Origin of the sequence: Bradyrhizobium sp. 137, from assembly GCF_023074095.1 — a bacterium.
GTDB lineage: Bacteria > Pseudomonadota > Alphaproteobacteria > Rhizobiales > Xanthobacteraceae > Bradyrhizobium.
Genome location: NZ_JADPKU010000033.1, coordinates 116,928 through 131,204, shown reverse-complemented (window position 1 = coordinate 131,204; position 14,277 = coordinate 116,928). Strand labels below are relative to the sequence as shown.

11 protein-coding genes are annotated in these 14,277 nt (G+C 66.3%); all 11 read left to right on the top strand.

Annotation, left to right across the window (positions count from 1 at the left end; translation table 11 throughout):
• Positions 1–7: 7 nt before the first annotated feature.
• The 11 genes from dnaE (at position 8) to dxr (ending at position 14,238) form a co-directional block, all read left to right on the top strand.
• The gene (gene dnaE / locus IVA78_RS06600; protein WP_247464846.1) at positions 8–3,502 is read left to right on the top strand and encodes a DNA polymerase III subunit alpha; all 3,495 of its coding nucleotides are present in this window, start codon (positions 8–10) and stop codon (positions 3,500–3,502) included.
• A 128-nt stretch (positions 3,503–3,630) separates the two neighbouring features.
• Entirely contained in the window at positions 3,631–4,374 is a 744-nt protein-coding gene (locus IVA78_RS06595; protein WP_247276043.1) for a carbonic anhydrase, read from the top strand.
• A gap of 186 nt (positions 4,375–4,560) precedes the next feature.
• Positions 4,561–5,064 carry a DUF2846 domain-containing protein gene (locus IVA78_RS06590; protein ID WP_247418410.1) on the top strand — a complete coding sequence of 168 codons (504 nt, stop codon included), beginning with the start codon at positions 4,561–4,563 and terminating at the stop codon, positions 5,062–5,064.
• A 146-nt stretch (positions 5,065–5,210) separates the two neighbouring features.
• Positions 5,211–7,730 carry a caspase domain-containing protein gene (locus IVA78_RS06585; RefSeq protein ID WP_247275929.1) on the top strand — a complete coding sequence of 840 codons (2,520 nt, stop codon included), beginning with the start codon at positions 5,211–5,213 and terminating at the stop codon, positions 7,728–7,730.
• Between the two features lie 209 nt (positions 7,731–7,939).
• Positions 7,940–8,938, top strand: a complete 999-nt coding sequence (locus tag IVA78_RS06580) for a 30S ribosomal protein S2 (protein ID WP_247275930.1) — start codon at positions 7,940–7,942, stop codon at positions 8,936–8,938.
• 133 nt (positions 8,939–9,071) lie between these two features.
• Positions 9,072–9,995: a translation elongation factor Ts gene (tsf, locus tag IVA78_RS06575; RefSeq protein ID WP_247275931.1), complete on the top strand. Its 924-nt coding sequence runs from the start codon at positions 9,072–9,074 to the stop codon at positions 9,993–9,995.
• A gap of 60 nt (positions 9,996–10,055) precedes the next feature.
• Complete coding sequence (gene pyrH, locus IVA78_RS06570; protein ID WP_247275932.1) at positions 10,056–10,772, top strand: UMP kinase; 717 nt, start codon at positions 10,056–10,058, stop codon at positions 10,770–10,772.
• A gap of 64 nt (positions 10,773–10,836) precedes the next feature.
• Positions 10,837–11,400 carry a ribosome recycling factor gene (frr, locus tag IVA78_RS06565; RefSeq protein WP_247275933.1) on the top strand — a complete coding sequence of 188 codons (564 nt, stop codon included), beginning with the start codon at positions 10,837–10,839 and terminating at the stop codon, positions 11,398–11,400.
• Between the two features lie 12 nt (positions 11,401–11,412).
• Complete coding sequence (locus IVA78_RS06560; protein WP_247275934.1) at positions 11,413–12,171, top strand: isoprenyl transferase; 759 nt, start codon at positions 11,413–11,415, stop codon at positions 12,169–12,171.
• Complete coding sequence (locus IVA78_RS06555; RefSeq protein ID WP_247275935.1) at positions 12,168–13,010, top strand: phosphatidate cytidylyltransferase; 843 nt, start codon at positions 12,168–12,170, stop codon at positions 13,008–13,010. The genes IVA78_RS06560 and IVA78_RS06555 overlap by 4 nt, the downstream gene beginning before the upstream one ends.
• Before the next feature lie 4 nt (positions 13,011–13,014).
• The gene (gene dxr, locus IVA78_RS06550) at positions 13,015–14,238 is read left to right on the top strand and encodes a 1-deoxy-D-xylulose-5-phosphate reductoisomerase (RefSeq protein ID WP_247275936.1); all 1,224 of its coding nucleotides are present in this window, start codon (positions 13,015–13,017) and stop codon (positions 14,236–14,238) included.
• Positions 14,239–14,277 lie beyond the last annotated feature (39 nt).

The following is a 14,277-nucleotide window of genomic DNA, read 5'->3' as shown; positions in this document are numbered from 1 at the left end:
CGCGACCATGCCGAGCGCCGGATTTGTCCACCTTCACGTTCACTCGGCCTATTCGCTGCTCAAGGGCTCGATCAAGATCGCCAAGCTCGCCGAGCTCGCCAAGAGAGACCACCAGCCGGCCCTGGCGCTGACCGATACCGACAACATGTTCGGTGCGCTGGAGTTCTCCGACAAGATGGCGGGTTCCGGCATTCAGCCGATCGTCGGCTGTGAGCTGGCGGTCGATTTCGGCGACCAGGATCCGAATGCGCGCAACGCGCTGGGGCCGTCGCGCGTGGTGCTGCTGGCGGCGCAGGAGCGCGGTTATCGCAGCCTGATGCGGCTGAACTCGCGGGCATTCCTGGAGACGCCCGACACCCACGCCCCCCACATCAAGTTCGACTGGCTCCAAGGTGAGACCGAGGGGCTGATCGCGCTCACGGGCGGTCCGGATGGACCTGTCTCGCTGGCGCTCGCCACCGGGCAGGCCGAAATCGCGGCGTCGCGCTGCGAGCGTCTCGCCAGCCTGTTCGGCAACCGCCTCTATGTCGAATTGCAGCGCCACAACACCGACAAGGAGCGGCGCGTCGAGAGCGGCCTGATCGACATTGCCTATGCCAAGGGCCTGCCGCTGGTCGCGACCAACGAGCCGTATTTCGCCGCGACCGACGATTACGAAGCGCATGACGCGCTGCTGTGCATCGCCGGTGGGCGCCTGATCGCCGAGACCGACCGCGAGCAGCTCACGCCCGATCACCGCTTCAAGACCCGCGCGGAAATGGCGGTGCTGTTCGCCGACATTCCGGAGGCGCTGGCCTCGACGGTGGAGATCGCCGAGCGCTGCTCGTTCCGCCCGATGACACGCAAGCCGATCCTGCCGTTCTTCACCGTCGGCGCCGCATCGAGCTCGGATGCCGCCGCAGTCGAGGCCGCCGAATTGAAGCGCCAGGCGGAGGAGGGGCTAGCCAACCGCCTGCGTGTCCACGGACTGTCGCAGGGCACGACGGAGGAGACATACGCCAAGCGGCTTGCCTTCGAGTTGGACGTCATCATCCGCATGAAATACGCGGGTTACTTCCTGATCGTGTCGGACTTCATCAAATGGGCGAAGTCGCAAGGCATTCCGGTCGGGCCGGGCCGCGGCTCCGGCGCCGGCTCGCTGGTCGCCTGGGCGTTGACCATCACCGATCTCGATCCGATCAGGTTCGGCCTGCTGTTCGAGCGCTTCCTCAATCCCGAGCGCGTCTCGATGCCGGACTTCGACATCGACTTCTGCCAGGACCGTCGCGGCGAGGTGATCCAATACGTGCAGCAGCGCTACGGCCGCGACCAGGTCGCGCAGATCATCACCTTCGGTACGCTGCAGGCGCGGGGCGTGCTACGCGATGTCGGCCGCGTGCTGCAGATGCCCTACGGGCAGGTCGACAAGCTGACCAAGCTCGTACCGCAGAATCCGGCCGCCCCGGTGACGCTTGCGGCTGCGATCGAAAGCGAGCCGAAGCTCCAGGCGTTCCGCGACGAAGACCCGGTGGTGGCGCGCGCCTTCGATATCGCCCAGCGCCTCGAAGGCCTGACCCGTCACGCCTCGACCCATGCGGCCGGCATCGTGATCGGCGATCGCCCCTTGAGCGAGCTCGTGCCGCTGTACCGCGATCCAAAATCCGACATGCCGGTGACCCAATTCAACATGAAGTGGGTCGAGCCGGCGGGCCTCGTCAAATTCGACTTCCTCGGCCTGAAAACGCTGACGGTGCTCGACGTCGCGGTGAAGCTCTTGAAACCGCGCGGCATCCACGTCGATCTGGCCACGCTGCCGATCGACGACGCCGAGAGCTACCAGATGCTGGCGCGCGGCGACGTGGTCGGTGTGTTCCAGGTTGAAAGCCAGGGCATGCGGCGCGCGCTGATCGACATGCGCCCCGACCGTTTCGAGGACATTATCGCGCTGGTGGCACTCTATCGCCCGGGTCCGATGGCGAACATCCCGACCTATTGCGCGCGCAAGCACGGCGACGAGGAGCCGGAATATCTGCATCCCGTGCTGGAGCCGATCCTCAAAGAGACCTTCGGCGTCATCATCTACCAAGAACAGGTGATGCAGATCGCGCAGGTGATGTCGGGCTATTCGCTCGGAGACGCCGACCTCTTGCGCCGCGCCATGGGCAAGAAGATCCGCGCCGAGATGGAGAAGCAGCGCGAGATCTTCGTCGCGGGCGCGGTGAAGAACGGCGTGCCCAAGGGGCAGGCCGAGACCATCTTCGAGCTGCTCGCCAAGTTCGCCGATTACGGCTTCAACAAGAGCCACGCCGCGGCCTATGCGCTGGTGTCCTATCACACCGCCTACATGAAGGCGCATTATCCGGTGGAGTTCATCGCGGCGTCGATGACGCTCGATCTCAACAACACCGACAAGCTCTCCGAATTCCGCTCCGAGGCGCAGCGCCTCGGTATCAAGGTCGAGCCGCCGAACATCAATCGCTCGGGCGCGACCTTCGAGGTCGGCGAGAAGACGATCTATTACGCGCTCGCCGCGCTCAAGGGCGTCGGCATCCAGGCGATCGATCAGATCATTGCGGAGCGGACCAAGAACGGCCTGTTCACCTCGCTCGCCGATTTTGCCGCGCGGGTGTCGCCGCGCGCGATCAACAAGCGCATCATCGAGAGTCTCGCCGCCGCCGGCGCCTTCGACACGCTGGAGCCGAACCGGGCGCGCGTGTTCGCCGGCGCGGACGCGATTCTCGCCGCCTGCCAGCGCGCGCATGAAGCCGCGACGATTGGCCAGAACGACATGTTCGGCGGCTCGGCTGATGCGCCCAGCATCATGCTGCCGCAGGTCGAGCCCTGGCTGCCGGCCGAGCGGCTGCGGCGTGAATACGACGCGATCGGCTTCTTCCTGTCCGGACATCCGCTCGACGATTACGCCACCGTGCTGAAGCGCCTGCGGGTGCAGAGCTGGGCGGAGTTCTCGCGCGCGGTAAAGACCGGCGCGACTGCCGGGAAGGTCGCGGCCACCGTGGTCTCGCGCATGGAGCGGCGCACCAAGACCGGCAACAAGATGGGCATCATGGGCCTGTCCGATCCGACCGGCCATTTCGAGGCCGTGCTGTTCTCCGAAGGCCTTGCGCAGTATCGCGACGTGCTGGAGCCGGGCGCCGCCGTGCTGCTCCAGCTCGGCGCCGAGCTCCAGGGCGAGGACGTCCGCGCCCGCGTGCTGCATGCCGAGCCGCTGGATGATGCCGCCGCCAAGACGCAGAAGGGCCTGCGCATCTTCGTGCGCGATACCAAGCCGCTGGAGTCGATCGCCAAGCGTCTCGCCGGGCCAGAGATGGCGCCCGCCGCGCCAAAGATCGGCAGTCCCGGCACCGCACCGCGCTCCAACGGCGACGGCGAAGTCTCGCTGGTGATGATGCTCGACCTGGAGACCGAGGTGGAGATGAAGCTGCCCGGCCGCTTCAAGGTCTCGCCGCAGATCGCCGGTGCGATCAAGGCGGTCGCTGGCGTGGTCGACGTGCAGCAGCTCTGACGTTGCCGGCACCGCCGCAAACCAAATCTTGACTATCATTCTTGCACGGTTTCGAAATCTGCCTGGCGCAGCTATCAGTTGTTTGCCGGATAATCGTGTTCGGCGGGTCTTCAGGGAGGACAACAGCCATGTGCGAAAAATGCTCTGAAAATCTGCATCAAACGGTTGCTCCCTCCCGGCGCTCGATGGTGCTTTTTGCCGCCTCGGCGCTCGGGATGGCGGCGTTTGGCGGGACGGCGGTGGCCAAGGAGGCAAAGGCGCCGCCCAAGCCGCAGAACGTGCTGTCGCCCGATGCCGCACTCAAGCGGTTGATGGAGGGCAATGCGCGCTATGTATCGGGCGTTTCCCGTCGCCACGACTTCACGCATGAGCGCGAGGCATTGGTCGGCGGTCAAAATCCGTATGCGGCCGTTCTGAGTTGCGCCGATTCGCGCATCGCACCCGAATATGCCTTCGACAGCGGACGCGGAGACCTCTTCGTGTGCCGCGTCGCCGGAAATTTCGCGGGCGATGAAACCGTTGCCAGCCTGGAGTACGCGGTCGCGGTGCTCGGCACGCCCTTGATCCTGGTGCTCGGCCACGACAGCTGCGGCGCGGTCGACGCGACGATCAAGTCGCTGAAGGACGACAAGCCGCTGCCGGGGCACATCCCCTCGCTCGTGTCCGCGATCGCGCCGGCGGTGAAGGCGGTTGCCCAGCAAAGTGGGAATGCGCTCGACAACGCCATTCGTCAGAATGTCATCGACAACGTCGCCAAGCTGAAATCGGCCGCCCCAATTCTCAACGCAGCGGTCGAGCAGGGCAAGCTCAAGGTGGTCGGCGGCATCTATCGGCTCAATACGGGGACCGTCGAGTTGATTGCCCAGGGCTGAATCCACCTCGCGAAGCATCGGGGGCGGTCGCGCCTCTTTCCGGCAGAGGCCGGCCGCAAGGTCGACCCGTAGCAATTGCAGTGGAGCGGCACAGGACAACCATGCTGACTGTGTTGCAATCAAAAGCTGTTTTGCGCTAGCCTCACGCCTGGGTAGGCGGGGGCTTCGATGGTTTTGCGTGGGGTTTTGCTGCTCATTGCGGCGGCTATGCTATGTGGCTGCCAAACAGAGCGGAGCGGGCTGGATTACGCGACCGCGATGCAGAAGATTGGACCGCCGAAAGCGGGGCAGGCGCGCATCGTGGTGTTCCGCGAGAAGGGTTTCGGTGGCGTAGCCGACGCGGGCTGGGAGTTTGCGTTGGATGGCGCGGTGCTCAAGGGACTGAAGACCGGCACCTACCTCTACACCGATCGGCCGGCCGGCGAGCATCAGTTTTTCGCGGCAGAGCCCGGTTTTCCTGGGAAGACGCGTCAGGACATCTCGGTCCAATCCGGCCGAACGTATTTCTATCTGGCCCGAAACAGCGACCGCAAGAACGCCGTGATCGCGAATGCCAGCACCGGATTGCTGGGATATGGCCTCACCCTGGCCATGACTTCGGCCTACAAGAATCCGGGCCCGGTGGATTTCTCGCCGGTTGATGAGGCGGCTGCGAGGACGACCGTCGCGGAGCTCCGGCTGGCGGAGTAGTGCGCTTTCATATTTTCGAGTGAGGTGGCTTGCCGAACAGACGTTGGCTAGGGCCATCGGCTGCCGCAATCCGTTCAAATTCCGTTCAGGCTGCCACGGGCCTAGTGTACGGTAGGGACTTCAACAACAACAGCGGCGGACAAGCCATGCGTGGGACAAACCGGGTTCTTATCTTCGCCTTGCTGCCAATGCTGTTGCTTGCGGCCGCTAACATCGCGGGCCCCGCAAACGCGCAGCAGCCGGAGAAGCGCATCGCGCTCGTGGTCGGCAATGGCGCTTATGCCAAGTCGCCGCTGGCCACGACTGCGAACGATGCCGGCCTGATCGCGCAGACGCTGCAGGCCGCGGGCTTCGACGTCGTCGGCGCGCGCGATCTCGACGGCGACACGTTGCGCAAGAGCCTTCGCGACTTCATTCAGAAGGCGCAGGCCTCAGGCCCCGGCACCGTCGCGATGATCTATTTCGCAGGCTATGGGGTACAGCTTGCCGGCGAGAACTATTTCATGCCGGTCGATTCCAACGTCACCCGCGACACGGATATTCCGACCGAGGCCCTGCGCGTCAGCGACTATATCCGCCAGCTCGCCGCCATTCCGCTCAAGGCGAGCATCGTCGTGCTCGATGCGGCCCGCGCGCAGCCCTTCATCGAGGGCGGCCAGCCGATCGCGAGCGGCCTTGCGCTGGTCGAGCCCGAGGCGAACATGCTGATTGCCTTCAATGCGGCGCCCGGCACGGTAGCGCCGGAGGAGGCGGGGCCCTACGGCATCTATGCGCAGTCGCTAGCCGAAATGATCCGCACCGGCGGCCTGCCGCTGCCCGAGGTATTCGACCGCGTCCGCCTGCGCGTCAACGAGGCCTCCAAGGGTGCGCAGGTGCCCTGGAACGAGCAGAAGATCACCACCCAGTTTTCCTTCTTCGAGCGGGCGCCCGACGCGCCGCCGCCGGAGGCCGCGCCCGACCAAGTCGCCGCGATCCGGAGCAAGCCGATCCGCGATCTCGGCGTGCAGGATGCCTACGCCGCCGCGCTCGAGCGCGACACGCTGGCGGCCTATGAGGAATTCCTCGCCGCCTTTCCGAATGATCCGCTCTCCAAGCGGGTCATGGCGATCGTCGCGGCGCGTCGCGAGGCGATCACCTGGCGGCGGACCTATCGGACCGACACGCCGGAGGCCTATTGGTCTTATCTGCGCCGTTATCCGCGCGGGCCGCATGCGGCCGATGCGCGCCGCCGCCTTGCGATCCTCACCGCACCGCCCGAGCCGCCGCCGAGCTTTGCGATGATCGACTACGACGTGCCGCCACCGCCGCCGGAGGAGGTGGTCTATGTCGACCGCCCCGTGCTGTATTTCAGCGACCCCGATTTCGGCTTCGCGCCGCCACCACCGCCGCCGGTCTACTATTTGCCGCCGCCGCCGCCCGATTTCGTCGTGCTGCCGCCGCCGCTGCCCGTGGTCGGCCTGTTCGTGCTGCCGCAGCCGGTGTTCGTCCCGATCCCGGTGTTCGTCCGGCCGCCGGCCTATGTCGCGCCGCCGCCGAACAACATCATCTATGCGAACATTCATAATACGACGGTCATCAACACCGTGATCAACCGGCCGCCGGCGCCGCCGACCGGGGCAGCGCCCGCGCTGGGCAATCTGGCACCAGCCGTCGCCGGACGCGCCAACCCGGCAGGTCCGGCGGTGCCGCAGGCCGTCATCCAGCGCGCCGCCCTGATCCAGCAGGGCAAGGCGCCGATGCCGCCGAGTGCGACCATCCAGCCGACCGCGCGACCGGGTATCTCTGCACCGGCTCCTGCTCCCGCCAATCTCACTCCTGGTGCGAGACCGGGTGCACCCAGTCCGACCGCGACAGCCCCCGCCGGAGGTGCTCCTGCTGCCACGCCGCAAGCGCCGGCTCCGGCCAGGCTACCGCAGGCCAATACGCTGCCTGCGCCCGGCACCCCTGGCGGACCGCCACCCCCGGCCGGGGTAGGAGGGGCGCCTGGCGCTGCCACGCCCCATGGCAAACCCGCTTCGACCGCGACGGCGCCTGTCGGCAACGCTCCGCCTACGCCGCCGCACGCGGCGACGGCGCCGGCAAACCCGACGGCTCCCGCGGGTCCGATGACCCCGTCAGCGCGGTTGTCTAGGCCAGGGGCAACGACGCCGCCTGGAGCCGAGGTGCGCGGCAGGCCAGCCGGACCGCAGCCCGGCGCAGTGCCGCCGCCCGGTGCAGCCGCCGGTGGTAAGCCGGCGGTCCCGAGCACGGCCAAGCCGGCGGCGCCAGTGGCGGCGCGAGAGCCATCCAGGGTTCAGGATCATCGACCGGCGCCGCCGCCGCAGGCGGCCAAGCCCGTTGCGCCGCCGCACCCCCAAGCTGCGGCGAGACCGACGCCACCGCCGCCGCCCCGTGTCGCGCCACCTCCGCCGCCGCGGGCCGCGCCTCCGCCGGTGGCCGTGGCTCGACCGGCGCCATCGCCGCCCGTGGCCCGGCCCGCGCCGCCCCCGCCTGCGATGGCGCGACCGGCGCCACCTCCTCCGATCGCACGGCCTGCGCCGCCGCCACCCCCAGTCGCACGGCCGGCGCCACCTCCGATGGCCGCCGCGCCGCCGCGCCCGGCGCCTCCACCGCGGCCGGCCGGCCCGCCACCGAAGACCTGCCCGCCCGGCCAGCCGAAGTGCTAGGGATCCGAAAAGGGGCGCCAGGAAGCGACTGAAGCTTTCGGGCGCCCTGGAGGAGCCGCCTTATTTCCTTGCTTCTGGCCGAAATGGCGCTATATAGCGCGCCATCTCACACGGAAACATGGCTCACAAGGCCGTCCGGTGGCAACCGGGGCGAGAACGCTCCGTTTTGCTCACACGTTTCCGGAGGAACCAACCGGAGAATTAGAACGATGGCGCTACCCGATTTCACCATGCGTCAGCTGCTCGAAGCTGGCGTGCACTTTGGTCACCAGTCTCACCGCTGGAACCCGAAAATGGCTCCGTTCATTTTCGGCACCCGCAACAACATCCACATCGTCGACCTCGCCCAGACCGTGCCGATGCTGCATCAGGCTCTCCAGGCCGTCAGCGACACGGTTGCCAAGGGCGGCCGCATCCTGTTCGTCGGCACCAAGCGCCAGGCGCAGGACGGCGTTGCGGACGCGGCCAAGCGCTGCGCGCAATATTTCGTCAATTCGCGCTGGCTCGGCGGCACGCTGACCAACTGGAAGACGATCTCGGCCTCGATCAAGCGCCTGCGTCACCTCGACGACGTGCTGTCGGGCGGCGAAGCCAATTCCTACACGAAGAAGGAGCGCCTGACGCTGCAGCGCGAGCGCGACAAGCTCGACCGCTCGCTCGGCGGCATCAAGGACATGGGCGGCCTGCCCGACCTGATCTTCGTGATCGACACCAACAAGGAAGACATCGCGATCCAGGAAGCGCAGCGGCTCAACATCCCGGTTGCGGCGATCGTCGACACCAATTCGGATCCCAAGGGCATCACCTATGTGGTGCCGGGCAATGACGACGCCGGCCGCGCGATCTCGCTCTATTGCGACCTGATTGCGCGTGCGGCGATCGACGGCATCTCGCGCGCTCAGGGCGATTCCGGCATCGATATCGGCGCCTCGGCCCAGCCGGTCGTCGCCGAAGAACTGCCGGCCGCTTCCCCCAGCGGCTTCCAGGGCCTTGCGGGGCCCCGCGGCACCGCCGACGACCTCAAGAAACTCCCGGGCGTGTCGGGTGCGATCGAGAAGAAGTTCAACGATCTCGGCATCTTCCACTATTGGCAGCTCGCCGAGCTCGACCACGACACCGCGCACAGGATCGGTGAAGAAGTCGGTCTGCCGAGCCGCGCGGATGCCTGGGTGGCCAAGGCCAAGGCGCTGACCGCGGAAGCGGAATAGTCAAACAGAGCGACGGGTTGGCCGGATAGGGTCCGGCCACCATTTCAGTTGACGCGAATTCCTGAGATGGACCGCGGCGGGGCGCCTCGATGCCGCGCCGCGGCGAACCGGCAGGCACAAAGGATTTTCAACGATGGCAACGATCACAGCTGCGATGGTCAAGGACCTGCGCGAGTCGACCGGCGCGGGCATGATGGACTGCAAGGCCGCGCTGACCGAAAACGACGGCAATATGGAAGCGGCGCAGGACTGGTTGCGCAAGAAGGGCCTGTCGAAGGCCGCCAAGAAGTCGGGCCGCGTCGCGGCCGAGGGGCTGATCGGCGCGCTCACCAAGGGCACTAAGGGCGTCGTGGTCGAGGTCAACTCCGAGACCGATTTCGTGGCACGCAACGGCCAGTTCCAGGGTCTGGTCAAGATGATCGCCCAGGTCGCGTTCGACGTCGGTGCTGATGTCGAGAAGATCAAGGCCGCCAAGGTCGGCGACGTCACGATTGAGACCGCGATCAATGACGCGATCGCCACCATCGGCGAGAACATGACGCTGCGCCGCGCCGCCCAGCTCGAAGTCAGCCAGGGCGTGGTGTCGAGCTACGTCCATGGGGCCGTCGTCGATGGCGCCGGCAAGATGGGGGTGATCGTGGCGCTGGAATCGCCTGGCAAGGCCGACGAGCTCGCCGCCCTCGGCCGCCAGATCGCGATGCATGTCGCCGCCGCCAACCCGCTTGCGCTCGATCCCACCGGCCTCGATCCGGCGGTCGTCAAGCGCGAAAAGGACGTGCTCGCCGACAAATACCGCCAGCAGGGCAAGCCCGAGAACGTGATCGAGAAGATCGTCGAGTCCGGCCTCAAGACCTACTACAAGGAAGTCTGCCTGCTCGAGCAGGCCTTCATCCACGATACCGGCAAGTCGGTGGCGCAGGCAGTGAAGGAGGCCGAAGGCAAGGTCGGCGGGCCTGTGAAGATCGCGGGCTTTATGCGCTATGCTCTCGGTGAGGGAATCGAGAAGCAGGAAAGCGACTTCGCAGCCGAGGTCGCGGCGGCCAGCGGCAAGAAGTAAGCGCCGGAACGTTCCTTCCGGCGTGCCGCCGGAAGCGGCGCCCGGACGAGGAAAGTGCTCATGACTGATCCGGTCTATCGTCGCGTCGTGATCAAGCTGTCCGGCGAATATCTCGCGGGACAGCAGGGTTTTGGTATCGACCAGGTGACCGTCGACCGGGTCGCGGACGATCTGATCGCCGCCCGCAAGCTTGGCGCCGAAGTGGCGGTCGTGATCGGTGGTGGCAACATCGTGCGTGGGGTCGAGGTGTCGTCCCGCGGCGTGTCGCGCCCGACCGGCGACACCATGGGCATGCTTGCGACCATGATGAACTGCCTCGCGCTGGAAGCGGCGATCGAGCGCAAGGGCACGCCGGCGCGCACGCTGTCGGCCTTCGTCATGCCAGAGATTTCCGAGCTGTTCACCCGCACCGCGGCGCACAAATACCTCGCCGAGGGCCGGATCGTGCTGCTTGGCGGCGGAACCGGCAATCCGTTCTTCACCACCGACACGACCGCGGTGCTGCGCGCCGCCGAGATCGGCGCCCAGGCAGTGCTGAAGGCGACCAATGTCGATGGCGTCTACTCAGCCGATCCGAAGAAGGATCCGACCGCCACGCGGTTCGACCGTCTGACGCACTCCCAGGCCATCGAGGGTGGCTACAAGGTGATGGATGCGACCGCCTTCGCGCTTGCCCGCGAGACGTCGCTGCCTATCATCGTATTCTCGATCGCGGAGCCGGGCTCCATCGGTGCGATTCTGCGTGGCACCGGCCACGGAACCATTGTCGCCGGCTGACCGCTCGTCGTCGCGCCCGAGAGAAGGGCGCGGACCGGTCGCCGGGATTTGAAGGAGAAACGTGATGGCCACGGGTAGTTTCGACCTCAACGAAGTGAAGCGCCGCATGCAGGGCGCTGTGCAGTCTCTCAAGCACGAGCTTGGCGGCCTGCGGACGGGGCGCGCCTCGGCCTCGATGCTCGATCCGGTGCAGGTCGATGCCTATGGCACCCACATGCCGCTGAACCAGCTCGCCACCGTCAGCGTGCCGGAGCCGCGCCTGATCTCGGTGCAGGTCTGGGACAAGTCGATGGTCAAGGCCGTGGAGAAGGCGATCGTCGATTCCAATCTCGGCCTGTCGCCCGCGACCGAGGGCCAGGTGCTGCGCCTGCGCATTCCCGAGCTCAATGAGGAGCGGCGCAAGGAGCTGGTGAAGGTCGCGCACAAATACGCGGAGGCCGCCAAGGTCGCCGCGCGGCATGTCCGTCGCGACGGTCTCGACGTGCTCAAGAAGCTCGAAAAGAATCACGAGATGTCCGAAGACGATCAGAAGCGTCACGCCGACGAGGTGCAGAAGGCGACCGACGGCACGATTGCCGAGATCGACCAGCTGCTGGCCGCCAAGGAAAAAGAAATCCTCACCGTTTAAGGCATCGCCTTCATGTCCAACGCCGCCGCGCCCGCAACGGAAGGATCTGACCGGTCCGACGCGCCCGCGCATGTCGCCATCATCATGGATGGCAACGGGCGTTGGGCGGCCGCGCGCGGCTTGCCGCGTGCGGAAGGGCATCGCCGCGGCGTGGACGCGCTGCGCCGCGTGGTACGCGCCTCGCACGAGCTCGGCATTCGCTATCTCACCATCTTCTCGTTCTCTTCGGAGAACTGGTCGCGCCCGGCGAGCGAAATCGGCGATCTCTTTGGCCTGCTGCGGCGCTTCATCCGCAACGATCTGGCGAGCCTGCATCGCGACGGCGTCAAGGTCCGCATCATCGGCGAGCGCGAAGGGCTCGAGAGCGACATCTGTGCGCTCCTCAACGAGGCGGAGGAGCTGACGCGCGACAACACGCGCCTCACGCTCGTCGTCGCCTTCAACTACGGCTCGCGGCAGGAGATCGCGAAGGCCGCGCAGAAGCTCGCGCGCGAGGTCGGAGAGGGCAGGCGGAATCCAGATACGATCGACGCCGAGACGCTTGGCGCGAATCTCGACGCGCCCGACATTCCCGATCCCGATCTCATCATCCGCACCAGCGGCGAGCAGCGCCTGTCCAACTTCCTGATGTGGCAGGCCGCCTATAGCGAGCTCGTCTTCGTGCCGATCCATTGGCCCGATTTCGACAAGGCGGCGCTGGAAGGCGCGATCGCCGAATTTGCCAGGCGCGAGCGCCGTTTCGGCGGCCTGGTCGCGAAAACCGCCTCGTGAGCGAACCCGACGCCGCACCGGCGGGCTCCGCGCCTGCCACGAGCAATCTCGTGCTGCGGGTCCTCGCCGCGCTCGTGCTGGCGCCGCTCGCCATTGCGCTCGCCTACGTCGGCGGCTGGCTGTGGGCACTTCTCGTTACCCTGGTATCGATCGGGCTGTTCGCTGAATGGCTGATGGTGGTGGGCGCGGGTTCGGTCGCGCTGACGGGGACGGGGACCATCGCCATCGCCATCATGGGATTCTGCGTTGCCTTCGGCGCGCTCAGGACCGCTGTCATCGCCGGCTTCATAGGCGGCGTGATCGTGATGCTGATCGCGCGGGGCAAGTTCGTCTGGGCGGCTACCGGATTTGCCTATGCATCGGCGGCGCTGCTGGCCTCGATCCTAGTGCGGCAGGATCTCGTCAACGGCTTCGCCGCCCTGATATTCGTGCTGCTCGTGGTGTGGGCGACAGACATCGGCGGCTATTTCGCCGGCCGCAGCATTGGGGGACCGAAGCTATGGCCGCGCGTCAGTCCGAAGAAGACCTGGGCGGGCGCTCTCGGCGGCTTTGTCGCAAGCCTCTTGGTTGCGGCAGGCTTCGCGGCCTGCGGGCTTGGAAAGCTGGCCCCATTGCTGCTCGTCAGCGCTGTCCTGTCGGTGGTGTCGGCTCTGGGCGATCTGTTCGAATCCGCGGTGAAGCGGCGCTTCGGTGTTAAGGATTCCAGTCACTTAATTCCCGGCCATGGCGGACTTATGGATCGCCTGGACGGCTTTGTCGCCGCCATCTTGGCGGCATGGATTATCGGCTTTCTCCGCCACGGTGTGCATAGCGCCGGAAGCGGTCTTATGGTTTGGTGAGGATATGAGCGCAGTCCCATTGCGAAACAATAGGCTTGCTGCGTCCGACGTTCGCAGCATCACGGTTCTCGGCGCCACCGGCTCGATCGGCGACAGCACGATGGATTTGCTTCGCGCCTCGCCCGAGCGCTACCGTGTCGAGGCGCTGACGGCGAACGGCAATGTCGCAGCGCTGGCCAAACTCGCGAAGGAATTTTCCGCGCGCTACGTCGCGATCGCCGATACCTCCAAGCTCGGCGAGCTCAAGGCTGCGCTGGCGGGCACCAGCACCGAATGCGGCGCCGGCGAAAGCGCGGTGATCGAGGCCGGTGCGCGTCCGGCCGACTGGGTGATGGCGGCCGTGAGCGGCGCCGCCGGGCTGAAGCCGGCGCTGGCCGCGGTTGATCGCGGTGCGCATGTTGCGCTCGCCAACAAGGAATGTCTGGTCTGCGCCGGCGATTTCTTCATGCAGCGCGCGGCAAAAGCCGGCGCCTGCATCCTGCCGGCCGATTCCGAACACAATGCGCTATTCCAGGCGTTGAGCTCAGGCAATCGCGACGAGCTCGTGCGCGTCATCATCACCGCCTCGGGCGGCCCGTTCCGGACCTGGAAGCCTGTCGACATCGAGCAGGCCACGCTCGAGCAGGCCCTGAAGCATCCAAATTGGAGCATGGGCCAGAAGATCACGATCGATTCCGCCTCGATGATGAACAAGGGGCTCGAAGTGATCGAGGCGTCCTATCTGTTTGCGCTCGCGCCCGACGAGATCGACGTGCTCGTTCATCCGCAGTCGATCATCCACGGCATGGTCGAGTTTTCCGATTGCTCCGTCGTGGCGCAGCTCGGTGCGCCCGACATGAGGACGCCGATCGCGCATTGCTTGGGCTGGCCCGACCGCATCAAGGGTCCGGCGGCCAAGCTCGACTTGGCCAAGATCGGCGAGCTGACCTTCGAGGCGCCGGATTTCGAGCGGTTCCCGGGCCTCCGCCTAGCCTACGATTCGCTCCGGACCGGGAAGGGGGCGACCACCGTCTACAACGCCGCCAACGAGGTCGCGGTCGCCGCCTTCATTGCCGGCAAGATCCGGTTTGGTGCGATCGCGCGCCTGGTCGAGGCGACGCTGGACGACTGGATCCGCAGCGGGAATCAGGCGCCGATGACCTCGGCTGACGACGCAATATCCGTTGACCATGTTGCGCGAAATAGAGCTGCCGCCCTATTGCCTCAAATTGCCTTAAAGGCATCCTAGATAGTTCGGGCCAGGGCCTTGCGGCGCTGGATGAGGGGA

What these genes read in the sequence shown, in the direction of transcription:
- IVA78_RS06580 (WP_247275930.1), top strand. Translation starts at nt 7,940, where the DNA reads ATGGCGCTACCCGATTTCACCATGCGTCAGCTGCTCGAAGCTGGCGTG.
- tsf (WP_247275931.1), top strand. Translation starts at nt 9,072, where the DNA reads ATGGCAACGATCACAGCTGCGATGGTCAAGGACCTGCGCGAGTCGACC.
- IVA78_RS06585 (WP_247275929.1), top strand. Translation starts at nt 5,211, where the DNA reads ATGCGTGGGACAAACCGGGTTCTTATCTTCGCCTTGCTGCCAATGCTG.
- dnaE (WP_247464846.1), top strand. Translation starts at nt 8, where the DNA reads ATGCCGAGCGCCGGATTTGTCCACCTTCACGTTCACTCGGCCTATTCG.
- IVA78_RS06595 (WP_247276043.1), top strand. Translation starts at nt 3,631, where the DNA reads ATGTGCGAAAAATGCTCTGAAAATCTGCATCAAACGGTTGCTCCCTCC.
- frr (WP_247275933.1), top strand. Translation starts at nt 10,837, where the DNA reads ATGGCCACGGGTAGTTTCGACCTCAACGAAGTGAAGCGCCGCATGCAG.
- pyrH (WP_247275932.1), top strand. Translation starts at nt 10,056, where the DNA reads ATGACTGATCCGGTCTATCGTCGCGTCGTGATCAAGCTGTCCGGCGAA.
- IVA78_RS06560 (WP_247275934.1), top strand. Translation starts at nt 11,413, where the DNA reads ATGTCCAACGCCGCCGCGCCCGCAACGGAAGGATCTGACCGGTCCGAC.
- dxr (WP_247275936.1), top strand. Translation starts at nt 13,015, where the DNA reads ATGAGCGCAGTCCCATTGCGAAACAATAGGCTTGCTGCGTCCGACGTT.